The 13,501-nt window shown below is 66.4% G+C and carries 17 protein-coding genes; all 17 read left to right on the top strand.

All coding sequences use genetic code 11. The features are described 5' to 3' along the window. Positions 1-20: 20 nt before the first annotated feature. The 17 genes from TGR7_RS16060 to rpoZ all read left to right on the top strand — a co-directional run bounded on the left by TGR7_RS16060 (position 21) and on the right by rpoZ (position 13,491). The gene (locus TGR7_RS16060; protein WP_012639733.1) at positions 21-353 is read left to right on the top strand and encodes a ribulose bisphosphate carboxylase small subunit; all 333 of its coding nucleotides are present in this window, start codon (positions 21-23) and stop codon (positions 351-353) included. Positions 354-502: 149 nt separating this feature from the next. Then, the gene (locus TGR7_RS16055) at positions 503-3,391 is read left to right on the top strand and encodes an alpha-carboxysome scaffolding protein CsoS2 (RefSeq protein ID WP_041442106.1); all 2,889 of its coding nucleotides are present in this window, start codon (positions 503-505) and stop codon (positions 3,389-3,391) included. Positions 3,392-3,426: 35 nt separating this feature from the next. After that, the gene (locus tag TGR7_RS16050) at positions 3,427-4,977 is read left to right on the top strand and encodes a carboxysome shell carbonic anhydrase (RefSeq protein ID WP_012639731.1); all 1,551 of its coding nucleotides are present in this window, start codon (positions 3,427-3,429) and stop codon (positions 4,975-4,977) included. A 23-nt stretch (positions 4,978-5,000) separates the two neighbouring features. Continuing rightward, a complete protein-coding gene (gene csoS4 / locus TGR7_RS16045) occupies positions 5,001-5,258 on the top strand; it encodes an alpha-carboxysome shell vertex protein CsoS4 (protein ID WP_012639730.1) in 258 nt (85 codons plus the stop codon). Positions 5,259-5,261: 3 nt separating this feature from the next. Further along, entirely contained in the window at positions 5,262-5,594 is a 333-nt protein-coding gene (locus TGR7_RS16040) for a carboxysome peptide B (RefSeq protein ID WP_041442101.1), read from the top strand. A 42-nt stretch (positions 5,595-5,636) separates the two neighbouring features. Beyond that, complete coding sequence (gene csoS1, locus TGR7_RS16035; RefSeq protein ID WP_012639728.1) at positions 5,637-5,936, top strand: alpha-carboxysome major shell protein CsoS1; 300 nt, start codon at positions 5,637-5,639, stop codon at positions 5,934-5,936. A 31-nt stretch (positions 5,937-5,967) separates the two neighbouring features. Then, the gene (gene csoS1 / locus TGR7_RS16030) at positions 5,968-6,261 is read left to right on the top strand and encodes an alpha-carboxysome major shell protein CsoS1 (RefSeq protein WP_012639727.1); all 294 of its coding nucleotides are present in this window, start codon (positions 5,968-5,970) and stop codon (positions 6,259-6,261) included. 79 nt (positions 6,262-6,340) lie between these two features. After that, on the top strand, positions 6,341-6,679 hold the full coding sequence (csoS1, locus tag TGR7_RS16025; RefSeq protein ID WP_012639726.1) for an alpha-carboxysome major shell protein CsoS1: 339 nt from the start codon (positions 6,341-6,343) through the stop codon (positions 6,677-6,679). Between the two features lie 11 nt (positions 6,680-6,690). Further along, positions 6,691-7,137, top strand: coding sequence for a ferritin-like domain-containing protein (locus TGR7_RS16020; RefSeq protein WP_012639725.1), 447 nt, complete (start codon positions 6,691-6,693; stop codon positions 7,135-7,137). Next, positions 7,130-7,408 (top strand): 4a-hydroxytetrahydrobiopterin dehydratase, encoded by a 279-nt coding sequence (locus tag TGR7_RS16015; RefSeq protein WP_012639724.1) that lies wholly within the window; start codon positions 7,130-7,132, stop codon positions 7,406-7,408. The genes TGR7_RS16020 and TGR7_RS16015 overlap by 8 nt, the downstream gene beginning before the upstream one ends. Before the next feature lie 15 nt (positions 7,409-7,423). Further along, positions 7,424-8,062 (top strand): ParA family partition ATPase, encoded by a 639-nt coding sequence (parA, locus tag TGR7_RS16010; RefSeq protein ID WP_012639723.1) that lies wholly within the window; start codon positions 7,424-7,426, stop codon positions 8,060-8,062. Then, positions 8,059-8,304 (top strand): hypothetical protein, encoded by a 246-nt coding sequence (locus tag TGR7_RS16005; protein WP_012639722.1) that lies wholly within the window; start codon positions 8,059-8,061, stop codon positions 8,302-8,304. The genes parA and TGR7_RS16005 overlap by 4 nt, the downstream gene beginning before the upstream one ends. A 67-nt stretch (positions 8,305-8,371) precedes the next feature. Continuing rightward, positions 8,372-9,175: a CbbQ/NirQ/NorQ/GpvN family protein gene (locus tag TGR7_RS16000; protein WP_012639721.1), complete on the top strand. Its 804-nt coding sequence runs from the start codon at positions 8,372-8,374 to the stop codon at positions 9,173-9,175. Positions 9,176-9,212: 37 nt separating this feature from the next. After that, complete coding sequence (locus TGR7_RS15995) at positions 9,213-11,534, top strand: nitric oxide reductase activation protein NorD (RefSeq protein ID WP_012639720.1); 2,322 nt, start codon at positions 9,213-9,215, stop codon at positions 11,532-11,534. A 292-nt stretch (positions 11,535-11,826) separates the two neighbouring features. Next, on the top strand, positions 11,827-12,399 hold the full coding sequence (locus TGR7_RS15990; RefSeq protein ID WP_012639719.1) for an SgcJ/EcaC family oxidoreductase: 573 nt from the start codon (positions 11,827-11,829) through the stop codon (positions 12,397-12,399). Positions 12,400-12,552: 153 nt separating this feature from the next. Further along, the gene (gene gmk / locus TGR7_RS15985; protein ID WP_012639718.1) at positions 12,553-13,185 is read left to right on the top strand and encodes a guanylate kinase; all 633 of its coding nucleotides are present in this window, start codon (positions 12,553-12,555) and stop codon (positions 13,183-13,185) included. Positions 13,186-13,227: 42 nt separating this feature from the next. Further along, positions 13,228-13,491 carry a DNA-directed RNA polymerase subunit omega gene (rpoZ, locus tag TGR7_RS15980; protein WP_012639717.1) on the top strand — a complete coding sequence of 88 codons (264 nt, stop codon included), beginning with the start codon at positions 13,228-13,230 and terminating at the stop codon, positions 13,489-13,491. Positions 13,492-13,501: the final 10 nt, after the last annotated feature.

Raw genomic sequence — 13,501 nt, 5'->3', positions numbered from 1 at the left:
CAGATTAAAGGGATACCGACATGTCCGATATTCAGAGCTACAAGCAGACTCCGAAGTACGAAACCTTCTCCTACCTGCCGGAGATGAACGCCGACCAGGTGCGTCGTCAGATCGCCTACTGCATCGCCCAGGGCTGGAACCCCGCCGTGGAGCACAGCGAGAAGGAAAACGCCTTCGGCCATTACTGGTACATGTGGAAGCTGCCCCTGTTCGGTGAGCAGTCCGTGGATGCCGTGCTGGCCGAGATCGAGGCCTGCCATCGCGAATACCCGAACCAGATGGTTCGCTTCGTGGCCTACGACAACTACGCCCAGAGCCAGGGCATGGCCTTCGTGGTGTACCGCGGTCGTTGATTGCCGGGTGAGGCCGGGCCGTGAAGGCCCGGCCCCATACGCAGCCATATACAGCAGACGCCTATCAGGAAGGATGTGCCATGAGTAATTCGACAGCCGCGTCCGGCACTTCTCGGGGTCGCGAACTCGCCCTCGAGCGGCGCAAGGCCATGTCCCGCAATGGCAAGGCCAGCGTCAACACCCAGACCAGCGCCAGTGCGAGCCGCAGCGCAGCCGCGCGACGCCAGAGTGCTGCCGTGAGCGCCCCGCCGGCGCCCGTCGCAGCGGAGCGTCCCCGTGAGCCCGTGGTTGCAGCGCCTGCACCGGCACCGATCACGGCGCCCGCGCCGGGGGTGAACACCGGGCTGTCCAACGGACGTCAGGCTGCGCTGGCACGTCGTCAGGCCATGGCGCAGAACGGCAAGGCTGCCCTGGGCAAGGGCGCCCTGGGCATGGCCCGTGCCGGTGCCAGAAAGGTCAAGAGTCTGGAGGCCCTGGCCGCCTCCGCCAATGTGGACTGCTCCGACATGAGCGGTCGCGAGATCTGCCGCCTGCGTCGTCAGGTCCTGTCCTCGGCCGGCAAGAAGGCCCTGGGCCAGCAGACCGAACGGACCCGCCAGAGCGACTATCGGGCCCAGGCGGAGACGCCGGCCGAGACCCGTGATGCGGGTGTCAAGAAAGAAGGTTGCGGCTGCGGCTGCAAGGGCAAGAAGCGGGAAGAGACACAGCCCACCCTGGAAGAGGCCGCCATGCAGGCGGGTCTCGACGCGGTGTGCGAGGTGGTGGATACCACCGCCGACAGCGATCTGCCCCAGCCCATGGTTTCCGCCGTGCGTGCCCTGTGCATGGCCCGCCGCCAGGCCCTGGCCGGCAGCGGCAAGAAGGCGCTGCGCAAGCGCGGCCCCAATGGCAGCGTGTCCGTGAGCACCCTGCCCCAGCAGGGCTCCTGGAAGGGCGCCCAGCGCAAGGGCCTGTCCGGGCGCGAGATCGCCCGTCAGCGTCGCGAAGAACTCTGCAACATCGGTCGTGGCAGCGATGACAAGGGTCGTCCCTGCGGTCGCGTGCGCCCCGCAGGTCCGGTGAAGGTCGAGGAGGGCACCACCCTCGCCGGTCAGCGTGTCTCGGGCACCCAGGTGGATCGCAGCTCCCGGGTGACGGGCATCGAGTCCGGCAGCTGTCGGACCATCACCGGCACCGAGTACACCGGCGCCGAGCAGTACGACGCCTTCTGCCGGACCCGGCCGAACGCCAATGCCCCCAAGGTGGGCGCCAGCCACACCCTGCGTGGCCAGGGCGTGACCGGCACCGAGGTGGGCCGTTCCGTGAAGGTGACCGGCGATGAGTACGGCAGCTGCAAGCCCGTCACCGGCACCGAATACATCAGCAGCGAGCAGTTCGAGGGTTTCTGCGGGACTTCCCCCGCCCCGGCCCCGCGCAAGATCGGTGCCATGCCCACTCGCAAGGGTGAGACCGTCTCCGGCACCACCGTGGGTCGCAGCGTCAAGGTGACCGGCGATGAGCCCGGCTCCTGCCGCAGCATCACCGGTACCGAGTACATCAACGAGGCCGCCAGCGAGGTGCCTTGCGTGGGAAAGCCTGAGGGCGCTCCGATCAAGGTGGGCGTGATGCACACCCTGCGCGGTCGCGAGCTGACCGGCACCGAGGTGGGTCGCTCCGTCAAGGTGACCGGTGACGAGTACGGCAGCTGCAAGCCCGTGACCGGCACCGAGTACATCGGCTCCGAGCAGTTCGAGTCCATCTGCGGGACCCGCCCGGCGCCTGCCCCGGAAAAGGTGCAGCGCATGAGCACGGAACACGGCCAGGCCGTCACCGGCACCGCCGTGAGCCGCAGCGAGCGCATGACCGGCAACGAGTCCGGTTCCTGCGCCCGGTTGACCGGTACGCCTTACTACAACCAGGCTGACTATGCGGCGGCTTGCGACACCCCCGGTGCCGGTGGCGTGCCCAAGGTGGGCGTGATGCACACCCTCAAGGGTCGCGAGGTCTCCGGCACCGTGGTGGGCGGATCCTTCAAGGTCACCGGTGACGAGTACGGCGGCTGCAAGCCGATCACCGGCACCGAGTACGTGGGTTCCGAGCACTACGACGCCTTCTGCGGCACCCGTCCCGTGGCCTCGCCCGAGAAGGTGACCGTGAGCCGCACCTGGAACATGCAGGCCGTTTCCGGCACCGCCGTGGGTCGCAGCGTGAAGGTCACCGGTGACGAATACGGTGCCTGCAAGCCTGTGACCGGGACCGCCTACGTGGGCCCCGATCAGTACCAGGCCTTCTGCGAGACCGTCGACAACAGCGCCGCGCAGCAGCGCGTCGCCCAGCGTCACGCCACCCCGGGCATGCCCATCACAGGCAGCCAGCCGGGCTACGACAGGCAGGTCACCGGTACCGAAGCGGGTGCCTGTGAAGTGGTCTCCGGTACGCCCTACGTGGGTGCCGATGACTATGCACAGGCCTGTCACATGGGCGGCGCCGCCAACGTGCATCCGCGCATGCGTCCCGCCGGCATGGCCGCGCAGGCCGCGCCCGTGGTGAGCCAGGCCTTCGAGCCTGCACCCAACAGCCGTTTCAGTGTCATGACCCCGGCCCGCCAGGCCTGGGAGCGCCGCGAACGTTCCGTGACCGGCACAGCTTATGGCAACAACGGCCACATCACCGGCCCCATCAACAAGGCCGCCGGTCTGGTCTCCGGTACCCCGGAATTCCGCTACGCCGAGGGCGTGGCCGCCCAGGTGCCCGTGCAGCCCATGCAGGTTGAGGAGTCCGCCCAGCCCGCCACCAGCCGTATCACCGGCAATGGCAGCGAGACCGGCGTGACCATCACCGGCGACCACTGGGCCCGTGGCAGCAGCGTGACCGGCACGGAAGGTTTCTCCGTGCGCCGCAATACCAGTCTGCGGGGTCAGCCCCGGGGCGAGGGTCGCAGTGCCGTGAGCTACCGCAGCATGGAGCGCCCGGAAGTGCCCCAGAGCAAGATCACCGGCAGCTCCGGGAATACCGGCGCCGGCTCCCTGGTGACCCTGTCCGGTGGCGCCCGTGGCTAAAGGCGGTGTGATTCGGTGTGACAGCGTGGGCATGCATGCTGCGAAACCGTGACAAGACTCCCCTCGGCAGCCGCTATGTGGCGACCCGGGAGATGGGCGCAGGAGAGCCGGAAGCAGAACAGCAGGATCAGGTCGCCGAGGGCGAACACGAACACGCCTGCGGTGGTGATGCCAGCATGCTGCAAAGCTATCTGCCGGGGCATCCCCTGGCGGATCAGGAGGCCAACGAGGCCTTGTATGGCTACGAACGGGGCTTCCGTGAACGCTTCGCGCGGCTGGTGCCGGTGCTCAAGGAAGTGCACGCGCTGCAGCACGAGCCGGATTTTGAGTTGCGCGCCCAGGATCTGGTGCAGCGCACCCTGGGCTACCAGCTGCCGGAGAGCATGCTGGCGGATGCCTGGATCAGGGACCTGGACACCCGTGCCCTATACCTGCACGGCATGTTCGAGATGTTTGACCAGGTGGTCAACGAACACTGGCAGGGCCGTGATGACCTGATCGCCGACGCGGAAAGGGCCATCGCCTACTTCCTGGATTGTGATTTCCATGAAGTGGACATCACGCCCTGCTCGGACGGACGGTTGCTGGGCCTGCGGCGTTTCATCCTGCGCCTGCCCGCTCTGGCGGTTCGCGTGAGAAGTTACGCCGGTGCGCTGTTTGACATCGAAGAGGGTGTCCAGCACTGGACCAGGCGGGAGCTGATCCGCCACCGGGAAGGGGTGCCGACCTCGGCGGACGTGCCGAGTCGCTACCTGAAGATCGCTGCCTATCACTACAGCAGCTCAAAGCCCAATCAGGAGGGCTGTGCTGCCCACGGCAGTAACGAGCGCGATGCGGCCGAGGCCGCGCTGCTGCAGTTGCGGTCCTTCAGGCAGGCGATCGAGAACACGTACAGCTGCGGCGCATCGGTGGACACGTTGCTGATCGGGGTGGATACGGACACGGACGCCATCAAGGTGCACGTGCCGGATGCGGATACGCGCATGAGCCTGTACCGCTACGTGGATTGTGGAGAGCTTTACCGCGAGACCCTGGAGATGGACGCCCAGTCGGCATCGCTTCGGGTCTATGAGGCGATCCAGGAGGCGATCAACACCCAGGGTTGGGGCAAGGGCAACGGCCCGCCCCACGAAGGCATGTTGAGGCTGGTGTCGAGGCTGCTGCTGAACAATATCTCGCAGCTCGACTACGTGGCCCGTTACCACGGTGGCCGGTATGCGGACGTGGGACACCAGGAGCGGATGATCATTGTGGGTGATCATTTCTCCGAGATGCAGGTGCGCAACTTTGCGTACTTCACGCATCTGGACACCATGGAGGAAGGCGCGAAGAACATGGACGTGGCCGTGAACCAGATCTTCAGGCCACTGAACATCTCGCGCGGCCTGCCCATCCCGGTGGTGGTGCACTATCGCTACAACCGGAATGTGCCCGGATCGCGGGAGCGGGTCGAGGCCCATTGTCGGCGTGTGAAGGCGGCCATCATGGAGCGCTTCAGGGATCTGGCGGAAAAGAGCCTGATCGGCTGCCACATGGTGATACGCGACAAGAAGAGCGGCAGCAGGCTCGAACTGCTGGAAGATTGAAGCGGTAGGCACGGGACGAATACATGAAGATCTGCAAGGTTGAAAAGACGCTGGTTTCGACCAACCGAATCAAGGACCTGGGTCATCGTCCCCTGCTGGTGGTGCGTGAGAAGGCCGGTGGCCCGCGCATGGTGGCCGTGGACTCCGTGGGTTGCGTGCCTGGTGACTGGGTCATCGTGGTGGGCAGCTCGGCGGCGCGCGAGGCCGCTGGCAGCAAGGAATACCCCAGTGATGCCACCATCGTGGGCATCATCGATTACTGGGACGAGGAAGAGGGCTGACCCGTGGATATCATGCGGGTGGTCGACGAACTGGTGGTGACCCGGCGGGTGCCGGGGCTGTTCACCGCATCCCTGCGGGTGCTGGCGGACAGCAAGGGGAATCTGAACGTCGCCGTGGACCCCGTCGGCGCGCATCCGGGCAACTGGGTGTTCACCATCAGCGGTTCCGCGGCGCGATATGCGCTGGACAACCGCGCGACGCTGACGGATCTGACCATCGGCGGAATCATCGACCACTGGGACGATGATGAGGGTAACAAGGCGGCCGCCGGCAAACCGGCCAGCGGCAACCAGGCTGAAGCACAAGGCTCTGCCACTCCACACAAGGTGGCGTGAGCGGGATTTGGGATTTGAACTCGTTAATTCAGGAGAAAAGTAATGGCTAATGAACGTTTTGGTGTGGCCCTCGGCATGATCGAGACCCGTGGTCTGGTTCCCGCGATCGAAGCGGCTGATGCCATGACCAAGGCCTCCGAAGTGCGCCTGATCGGCCGTCAGTTCGTGGGTGGTGGTTATGTGACCGTGCTGGTGCGCGGTGAGACGGGTGCTGTGAACGCCGCCGTGCGTGCCGGCGCCGATGCCTGCGAGCGCGTGGGTGACGGCCTGGTGGCTGCTCACATCATCGCCCGTGTGCATTCCGAAGTGGAAAGCATCCTGCCCGAGCGCGTGGAAAAGTAAGTCAACCAAACCTTGACTAGGAGTTAAGACAATGGCGAATGAACGTTTTGGTGTTGCCCTTGGCATGATCGAAACCCGTGGTCTGGTGCCCGCGATCGAAGCGGCTGATGCCATGACCAAGGCCTCCGAAGTGCGCCTGATCGGCCGTCAGTTCGTGGGTGGTGGTTATGTGACCGTGCTGGTGCGCGGTGAGACGGGTGCTGTGAACGCCGCCGTGCGTGCCGGCGCCGATGCCTGCGAGCGCGTGGGTGACGGCCTGGTGGCTGCTCACATCATCGCCCGTGTGCATTCCGAAGTGGAAAGCATCCTGCCCGAGAAGCCCTGAGCGGCGGATCCGGTGCAGAACCCGTAAGCGCCGCCGCGGTATAGGCCCGGCGGCAGGGTTTGAAGCAAGGAGATAGAAGATGGCTAACGAAGTGACCGGTGTGGCCCTGGGCATGATCGAGACCCGTGGTCTGGTGCCCGCGATCGAAGCGGCTGACGCCATGACCAAGGCCTCCGAAGTGCGCCTGATCGGCCGCCAGTTCGTGGGTGGCGGTTATGTGACCGTGCTGGTGCGCGGTGAGACGGGTGCTGTGAACGCCGCCGTGCGTGCCGGCGCCGATGCCTGCGAGCGCGTGGGTGACGGCCTGGTGGCTGCTCACATCATCGCCCGCGTGCATTCCGAAGTGGAAAGCATCCTGCCCACCAGCCCCAGCGACAGCGGTGCTGACGGCCGCGACGCAGCGGTCTCCCTGGGCTGAGGAAGGGTCTGATGTCCGATCCGCGTATCATCGGATACCTCGGGCGGGCGATCACCCACGAGTTCTCGGCTGCCCAGCAGTATCTGGCCCAGTCGAGGCTGGTGGCCCTGTGGGGGATGGAGGCGCAGAGCGCCGACTTCCGCAAGGACGCCCACGAGGAAATGGGACATGCGGATCTGCTGATTGCCCGCATGCTGCACCATGGAAGCGTGCCCGGCGGCAGCCAGCTGGCGCCGGTACGCGTGGGCCGTTCCCTGGCGGATCTGCTGATGCAGAACCGGGCCATGGAGCTGGATGCGATCAGGCTGTACGAAGAGGCCATGATCTACTGTCAGCGCCGTCGCGCCATGGAGGATGCCCAGTTGTTCGAGCACATCCTCAATGACGAGATCGCCCACGTGCGGGAGATCGACGCCAAGATGGCCGAGCTGACGGGCCGGGGTCAGGCCAGTGGCTGATTCCGACCTGGTGGTGCCCGAAGGCTGGGACCCGGGCAGGGGCAAGGCGGCCGCCCTGAACAAGCGCTACAACTTTGAGCGCTACGGGCAGACCCGGGACTTTCTCGACCGGGTCGCCGAACTGTCGGAGTCGGATGGCTACCATCCCAACATCAGTTTCGGCACCACGTACGTGAACATCACCATCGATGCTCGCGACGGCGAGCGCCTCGGCGAGGCGGACGTCGCCTTCGCGCTGGAGATCGACCGCCTTTACGTGGACAAGGGCTGATAACGGGAGCGCGGCGTGTCGTCAAAGGTCATTGCGGTGATCAACCAGAAGGGTGGAACCGGCAAGACCACCCTGACCATGAATCTCGCGGCGGGCCTTGCGCGTCGCGGACGTGCCCTGGTGGTGGATGCGGACCCTCAGGGTTCCGCGGGTCACTGGGTGCGCATGTCCAGTGATGAACGCCCGTTTCCCACCTCCGTGATCTCCGTGGCCGGCCCCCTGAGCCGGGAGGTCGAGCGTTTCCGCCGGGACTACGAGTACGTCATCGTGGACTGCCCGCCTACCCTGGAAGGGGCCTTCGCGGGTGCCGCCATGTCGGTGGCCGACACGGTGCTGATCCCGGTGCTGCCTTCGCCGGTGGATCTGTGGGGCAGCGTGCGCATGGCCAAGGGCCTGGAAGACGCGCGCATGCGCAATCCCGATCTCAAGGCCTTCATCGTGGTCAACCAGGTGGAGGTCCGCAACGCGCTCTCCCGGGCCATGCGCCATGCGCTCATGGAGATCGATATCCCGGCGCTGGACAGCAGCCTGAAACGCCGAGCCATCTACCGACGCGCCGCGCTGGAAGGCTGCTCCGTGTATGACCTGGGCAAGCCGGGCGAGCCGGCGGCCGCCGAAGTGGAAGCCATCATCCAAGAGGTGTTCGAATCATGAGCGACATTCAGAGCAAGCTGGCCGCCGGTATCCGCGAGGCCAAGAAGCAGCAGGACGAGCCCCAGGCCGCCAAGGCCGAGACCCCCAAAGCAGCGGCCGCCAAGTCCCCCGCCGCCAGGGCGCCGGCCAAGGCCGCCCCCGCGCGCAAGCCCGCCGCGAAGCCTGCCGCAGCCCAGACCGAGAAGGCCACCGGGGATGATCCCTGGGGCAACCTGCACCCGGAGCGGGTCTGGCCCGACTGAACATACCCGAGCCTCGCAACGGCGCGAGGCGCGCTTGGGGAGCTGATCCCCGGGAGACGTTGTTGTGATGCAAGACGAACTGCGCGACTACCTGATCAAGGACGAGCCCTACTACCGTCCGGTGGCGGACGAGATCGAGCTCTACGAGGCGGCCTACTCAGTACGCATGCCCATGATGCTCAAGGGCCCCACCGGCTGCGGCAAGACCCGCTTCGTGGAGTACATGGCCTGGAAGCTCAACAAGCCCCTGATCACCGTCGCCTGTAACGAGGACATGACCGCCTCCGACCTGGTGGGCCGCTTCCTGCTGGACGCCAACGGCACCCGCTGGCAGGACGGCCCCCTGGCCATGGCCGCCCGCCACGGCGCCATCTGCTACCTGGACGAGGTGGTTGAGGCGCGCCAGGACACCACCGTGGTGATCCACCCGCTGACCGACAACCGCCGGGTGCTGCCCCTGGAGCGCAAGGGCGAACTGATCCAGGCGCATCCCGATTTCCAGGTGGTGATCTCCTACAACCCGGGCTACCAGAGCCTGATGAAGGATCTCAAGCAGTCCACCAAGCAGCGCTTCGGCGCCCTGGACTTCAACTACCCGGCCCACGACCTGGAGTCCGAGATCGTCGCTCACGAGACCGGCGTGAGCCTGGACGTGGCCAGCAAACTGGTGAGCGTGGCCGAGCGTGCCCGCAACCTCAAGGGCCACGGCCTGGACGAAGGCATCTCCACCCGCATGCTGGTATACGCCGGTTCCCTGATCCACAAGGGCGTGGCCCCGCTGGCCGCCTGCCGCATGGCCCTGGTGCGTCCCATCACCGACGATCCGGACATGCGCGACGCCCTGGACGCGGCCGTCACCACCTTCTTCTGAGGCGGCTGCCGCGTCCCGCGGCAGCCCGTGTCCCGCCATGAGCATTCGTCTGGAAGACTACCAGGAGATCCTCGATGATCTCGGCCCCCACGCGGCCGAGGTGATGGAGTCTGCCTGGCAGGAGGCGACGCGGGCCTTCAGCAGTCATGGGCTCAAGGCCTATTACCTGGAGGGCGCTCGCGCCCTGCAATCCCTGGGCCGCGGCACCGAGCTGGTGGTGGCCTTCATCCAGGAGGCGCCGGGGCTGGCCCAGGAACTGGGCGAGGACTCGGTCCAGGAACTGCTGAGCGCGACCACCAAGCTGTTCTCCAAGACCAGTGGTGCCGTCATCACCCTGATGGTCTCCACGGTCAACGTCGCCGCCCGTCGCCTGGGTGACCAGTCCCTGTTCAGTGGCTACCTGCGCCTGCTGGATCACCTGGTGGGACAGGCCCCCCGGGGCGTGCGGCCCATGCTGGAACACCTGGACGAGCTGCTCACCCACCTGACCCTGGGCGGTCTGCGCCGCTGGGCCATGTGGGGTGCCCAGGCCCACAAGACCGATCTCGAGGCCCAGGTGGCCTATTTCTCCCTGGAATCACCGGAATCGAAATCGGTGTTCCAGAAGGAACGGCGCGGCACCCTGTTCATCGACGTGCAGCGACGCATCAACATGTACCTGCGCGCCCTCTGGGCCCGGGACTTCTTCATGCGTCCTACCTCCGGCGACTTCGAGTCCCGCGAGGGCTACCGGCCCTACATCGAGGGCTACACGATCTTTCTGCCCGACGCCTATGACGACGAGGCCGGACTCACCGGTCTGGACCTGTACCGGGCCGCCGCTGCACACGCCGCCGCGCACATGGTCTACACCCGGGAGATGTTGCCCGAGGCCAAGCCCAAGGGCGTGCCCGGTGCCCTGGTGGGCCTGATCGAGGACGCCCGTGTTGAGGCCCTGGCGATGGCCGCCTTCCCCGGCCTGCGCCAGATCTGGCAGCCCCTGCACACGGTCACGCCCGAGGCGGGCGATGCCCCCGCCGTGCTGCTGGCGCGTGCCGCGCGTGCCCTGATCGAGCCGGAGTACCAGGACAGCAATGCCTTCGTGGCGCGGGTGCGGGCCGCCTTCGCCGAGCGCATGGACAACCTGGAGCAGCCGCAGCTGGCCTGGGAGCTGGGTCAGGAGCTGGCCAAGCACTTCCCCCTGCTGGGCGGGTTCAACGCATCCAAGGACCAGCCGGACATCACCTACCGGGACGACAATCGCTACATCTGGGCCTTCGGCCGCGAGGAAGAGGAACCGGAGCACGTGCGCCTGGGGGATGCCCGTCAGGTGCGCAAGTACGTCAGTCTCATGGAGATGCTCAATGCCGTGGATGTGCCCGGTGCCGGGGATGACGCCCAGGAGATCTGGGTGCTGGCCACGGAATTCTTCCGCGACGAGGAAGAGACCAGCATCAACGAGCAGGAGGGCAAGGCCCCCATCTCCCTGCCGTTCCATTACCACGAGTGGGACTACCAGATGCAGCTGGAGCGTCCCCACTGGTGCACCCTGCTGGAGCGCCGGCCCTCCAGCGGTGACCTGTCCGTGCTGGAGGGGCTGGCGGAGAAGCACCGTCCGCTGATCGCGCGCATCAAGTACCTGATCGAGGCCATGCAGCCCCAGGGCGTGCAGCGCATGCGCAAGCAGCCCGACGGCGACGAGCTGGACGTGAACGCCCTGGTGCATGCCATGGTGGACCAGCGCATGGGCCAGCAGCCGGACCCGCGGGTGTTCATCCGCAACATCCGCAAGGTGCGCGACCTGTCCGTGCTGCTGCTCATAGACCTGTCCGAGTCCACCAACGAGCTGGTGCGCGGCACCGAGACCAGCGTGCTGGACCTGGCCCGGGAGTCCACCGCGCTCTTGGCCGGGGCGCTTTCCAAGATCGGCGACCCGTTCGCCATCCACGGCTTTGATTCCGATGGTCGCCACGACGTGGAGTATTTCCGCTTCAAGGATTTCGACGCCCCCTACGACGACAAGGTCAAGGCGCGGCTGGCGGGCATGTCGGGCCAGATGTCCACGCGCATGGGCACGGCCATCCGGCACGCGGGCGAGATCCTCAAGCGCCAGCCCAGTCACAAGAAGCTGCTGCTGATCCTCACCGACGGCGAGCCCGCGGACACCGACGTGCGCGACCCCCAGTACCTGCGCTATGACGCCAAGCGCGCCGTGGAGGAGGTGGCCAAGCACGGGGTGTTCAGTTTCTGCATCAGCCTGGACCCCAACGCGGACGAGTACGTGGAACGCATCTTCGGCGCACGCAATTATGCGGTGATCGACAATGTTGAGCGCCTGCCGGACCGTCTGCCCATGCTTTACGCGGGGCTGACTCGATAGGCTAGCCCGCATATCTCACCACCGTTCGTAGCGAGGGCGTCGAGATGCCGCTGTGACGGGGCGCGCGGAGCGGAAGACGGCGCCAGCGTAGCCGATACTACGTCAAGCCGGCTGAAGTGAGCACGCCCCGTCACAGCGAGCAGATCGGCGGCCGCAGTAGAAGGGTGGTGAGATATGCGGGCTAGTGACCGGCCATGACAGTGATCATCGGCGGGCATAGAATGACGTGCCCCTGGACCGCGAGACGGGTCGGGGGCTTGAATGAACGAACCTTTCAGTGGAGCGTAGCGCGGTGAACAAGGCCTCGACCCCATCCCGTCCCCGGATCAGCGGGACCCGTTTCATCGACCCCACCGCCAGTGGCGAGGGTCGGCTGAGCCTGAGTGCCTCATTCCGGGGCCATGCCCACGCGGTCACCGGCGCCCCCCGCGGTGACCTGGGCGCCGGCATCGACACCCCGCCGGGTGAGACCTGCGTGGTGTGCGCCCCGGCCACCATGCGCCTGGCCGAGGAACTGTTCGAGCGCTGGAACGATGCCCTCAAGACCGGCGACCCGGACAAGGTCACCGCCTGCTACGCCGAGGACGCGGTGCTGCTGCCCACGGTCTCCAACGTACCGCGCACCAACCACGCCGAGATCCGCGACTACTTCGTGCACTTCCTGGCGAAGAAGCCCCAGGGCACCATCAACCAGCGCAACGTGAAGTTCGGCTGCAACAAGATCACCGACGCGGGCATCTACACCTTCCGCGTGGTGGACGGCGAGCAGGTGATGGAAGTCCCCGCCCGCTACACCTTCGTTTACGAGAACCGCAACGGCAAGTGGCTGATCGTGCACCACCATTCCTCCAAGATGCCTGCCTGAGAAGACCCCGCCGGGCCCCGCCCGGGGCCGGTAAGCTGCGGACGGCTCCAGCCCGCTCCGGGTCAGTGCCGGGCCAGTTATGGGCGATTACCCGGGCGGGCCGATTGCGGTTATGCTGTCCGCAGCCGAATCCCCGACCCTGGAGTCCGTTCCGTGTCCCGAGGCACCCTGTTCATCGTTTCCGCCCCCTCCGGCGCCGGCAAGACCAGCCTCGTCTCCAGACTGCTGGAGGCCCGTGAGGACCTGGTGGTATCGGTCTCCCACACCACCCGGGCGCCCCGGCCCGGCGAGGAGGACGGCCGGCATTACCACTTCACCGATGCCGAGCGTTTCCTGTCCATGATCGAGGACGGCGCCTTCCTGGAGCATGCCCGGGTGTTCGACCACTACTACGGCACCTCCCGGGAGGCGGTGGAGCGGGAACTGGCCCGCGGGCTGGACGTGATCCTGGAGATCGACTGGCAGGGGGCCCAGCAGGTGCGCAAGCTCATGCCCGGCTGCCAGTCCATCTTCATCGTGCCGCCTTCGCGCCAGGCCCTGGAGGAGCGCCTGCGCGGGCGTGGTCAGGACAGTGACGCCGTGATCGAACGGCGCCTGCGGGAGGCGGTCAAAGAGATTGAGCACCACGTGGAATATGAATTCCTGGTGGTGAACGACGACTTTGAGCAGGCCTTCACCGACCTGCAGGCGATCTTCACCGCCAACCGCCTGCGATTGCGCCACCAGCTGGATCGCAATCGCCGTCTGCTGGAAGACCTGCTGGCGTCCGGGCCTTCCAGGCCCTAGAATGACCAGTTCGACCGAATTCTTTGTGGAGTAAGCAATTCCATGGCACGCATTACCGTAGAAGACTGCCTGACCAACATGGACAACCGCTTCCAGCTGGTGCTGGTGGCCGCCAAGCGCGCCCGCCAGTTGTCCATGGGCCACCAGCCCCGGGTGGCTGAAGAGAACGACAAGCCCACCGTGATCGCCCTGCGCGAGATCGCCGACGGCCACGTGGGCCGCGAGGTGCTGGACGAGGTGGTGGCCGAGGAGCACGCCGCGGTGTCCTCCCGGATCAGCGAGGACGAGGTGCGCGCGGAGCTCTGATCCATGCCGC

Source organism: Thioalkalivibrio sulfidiphilus HL-EbGr7, from assembly GCF_000021985.1.
In the GTDB taxonomy this organism is placed as follows: Bacteria; Pseudomonadota; Gammaproteobacteria; order Ectothiorhodospirales; family Ectothiorhodospiraceae; genus Thioalkalivibrio_A; species Thioalkalivibrio_A sulfidiphilus.
This window is presented reverse-complemented; position numbering and strand designations above follow the sequence as displayed.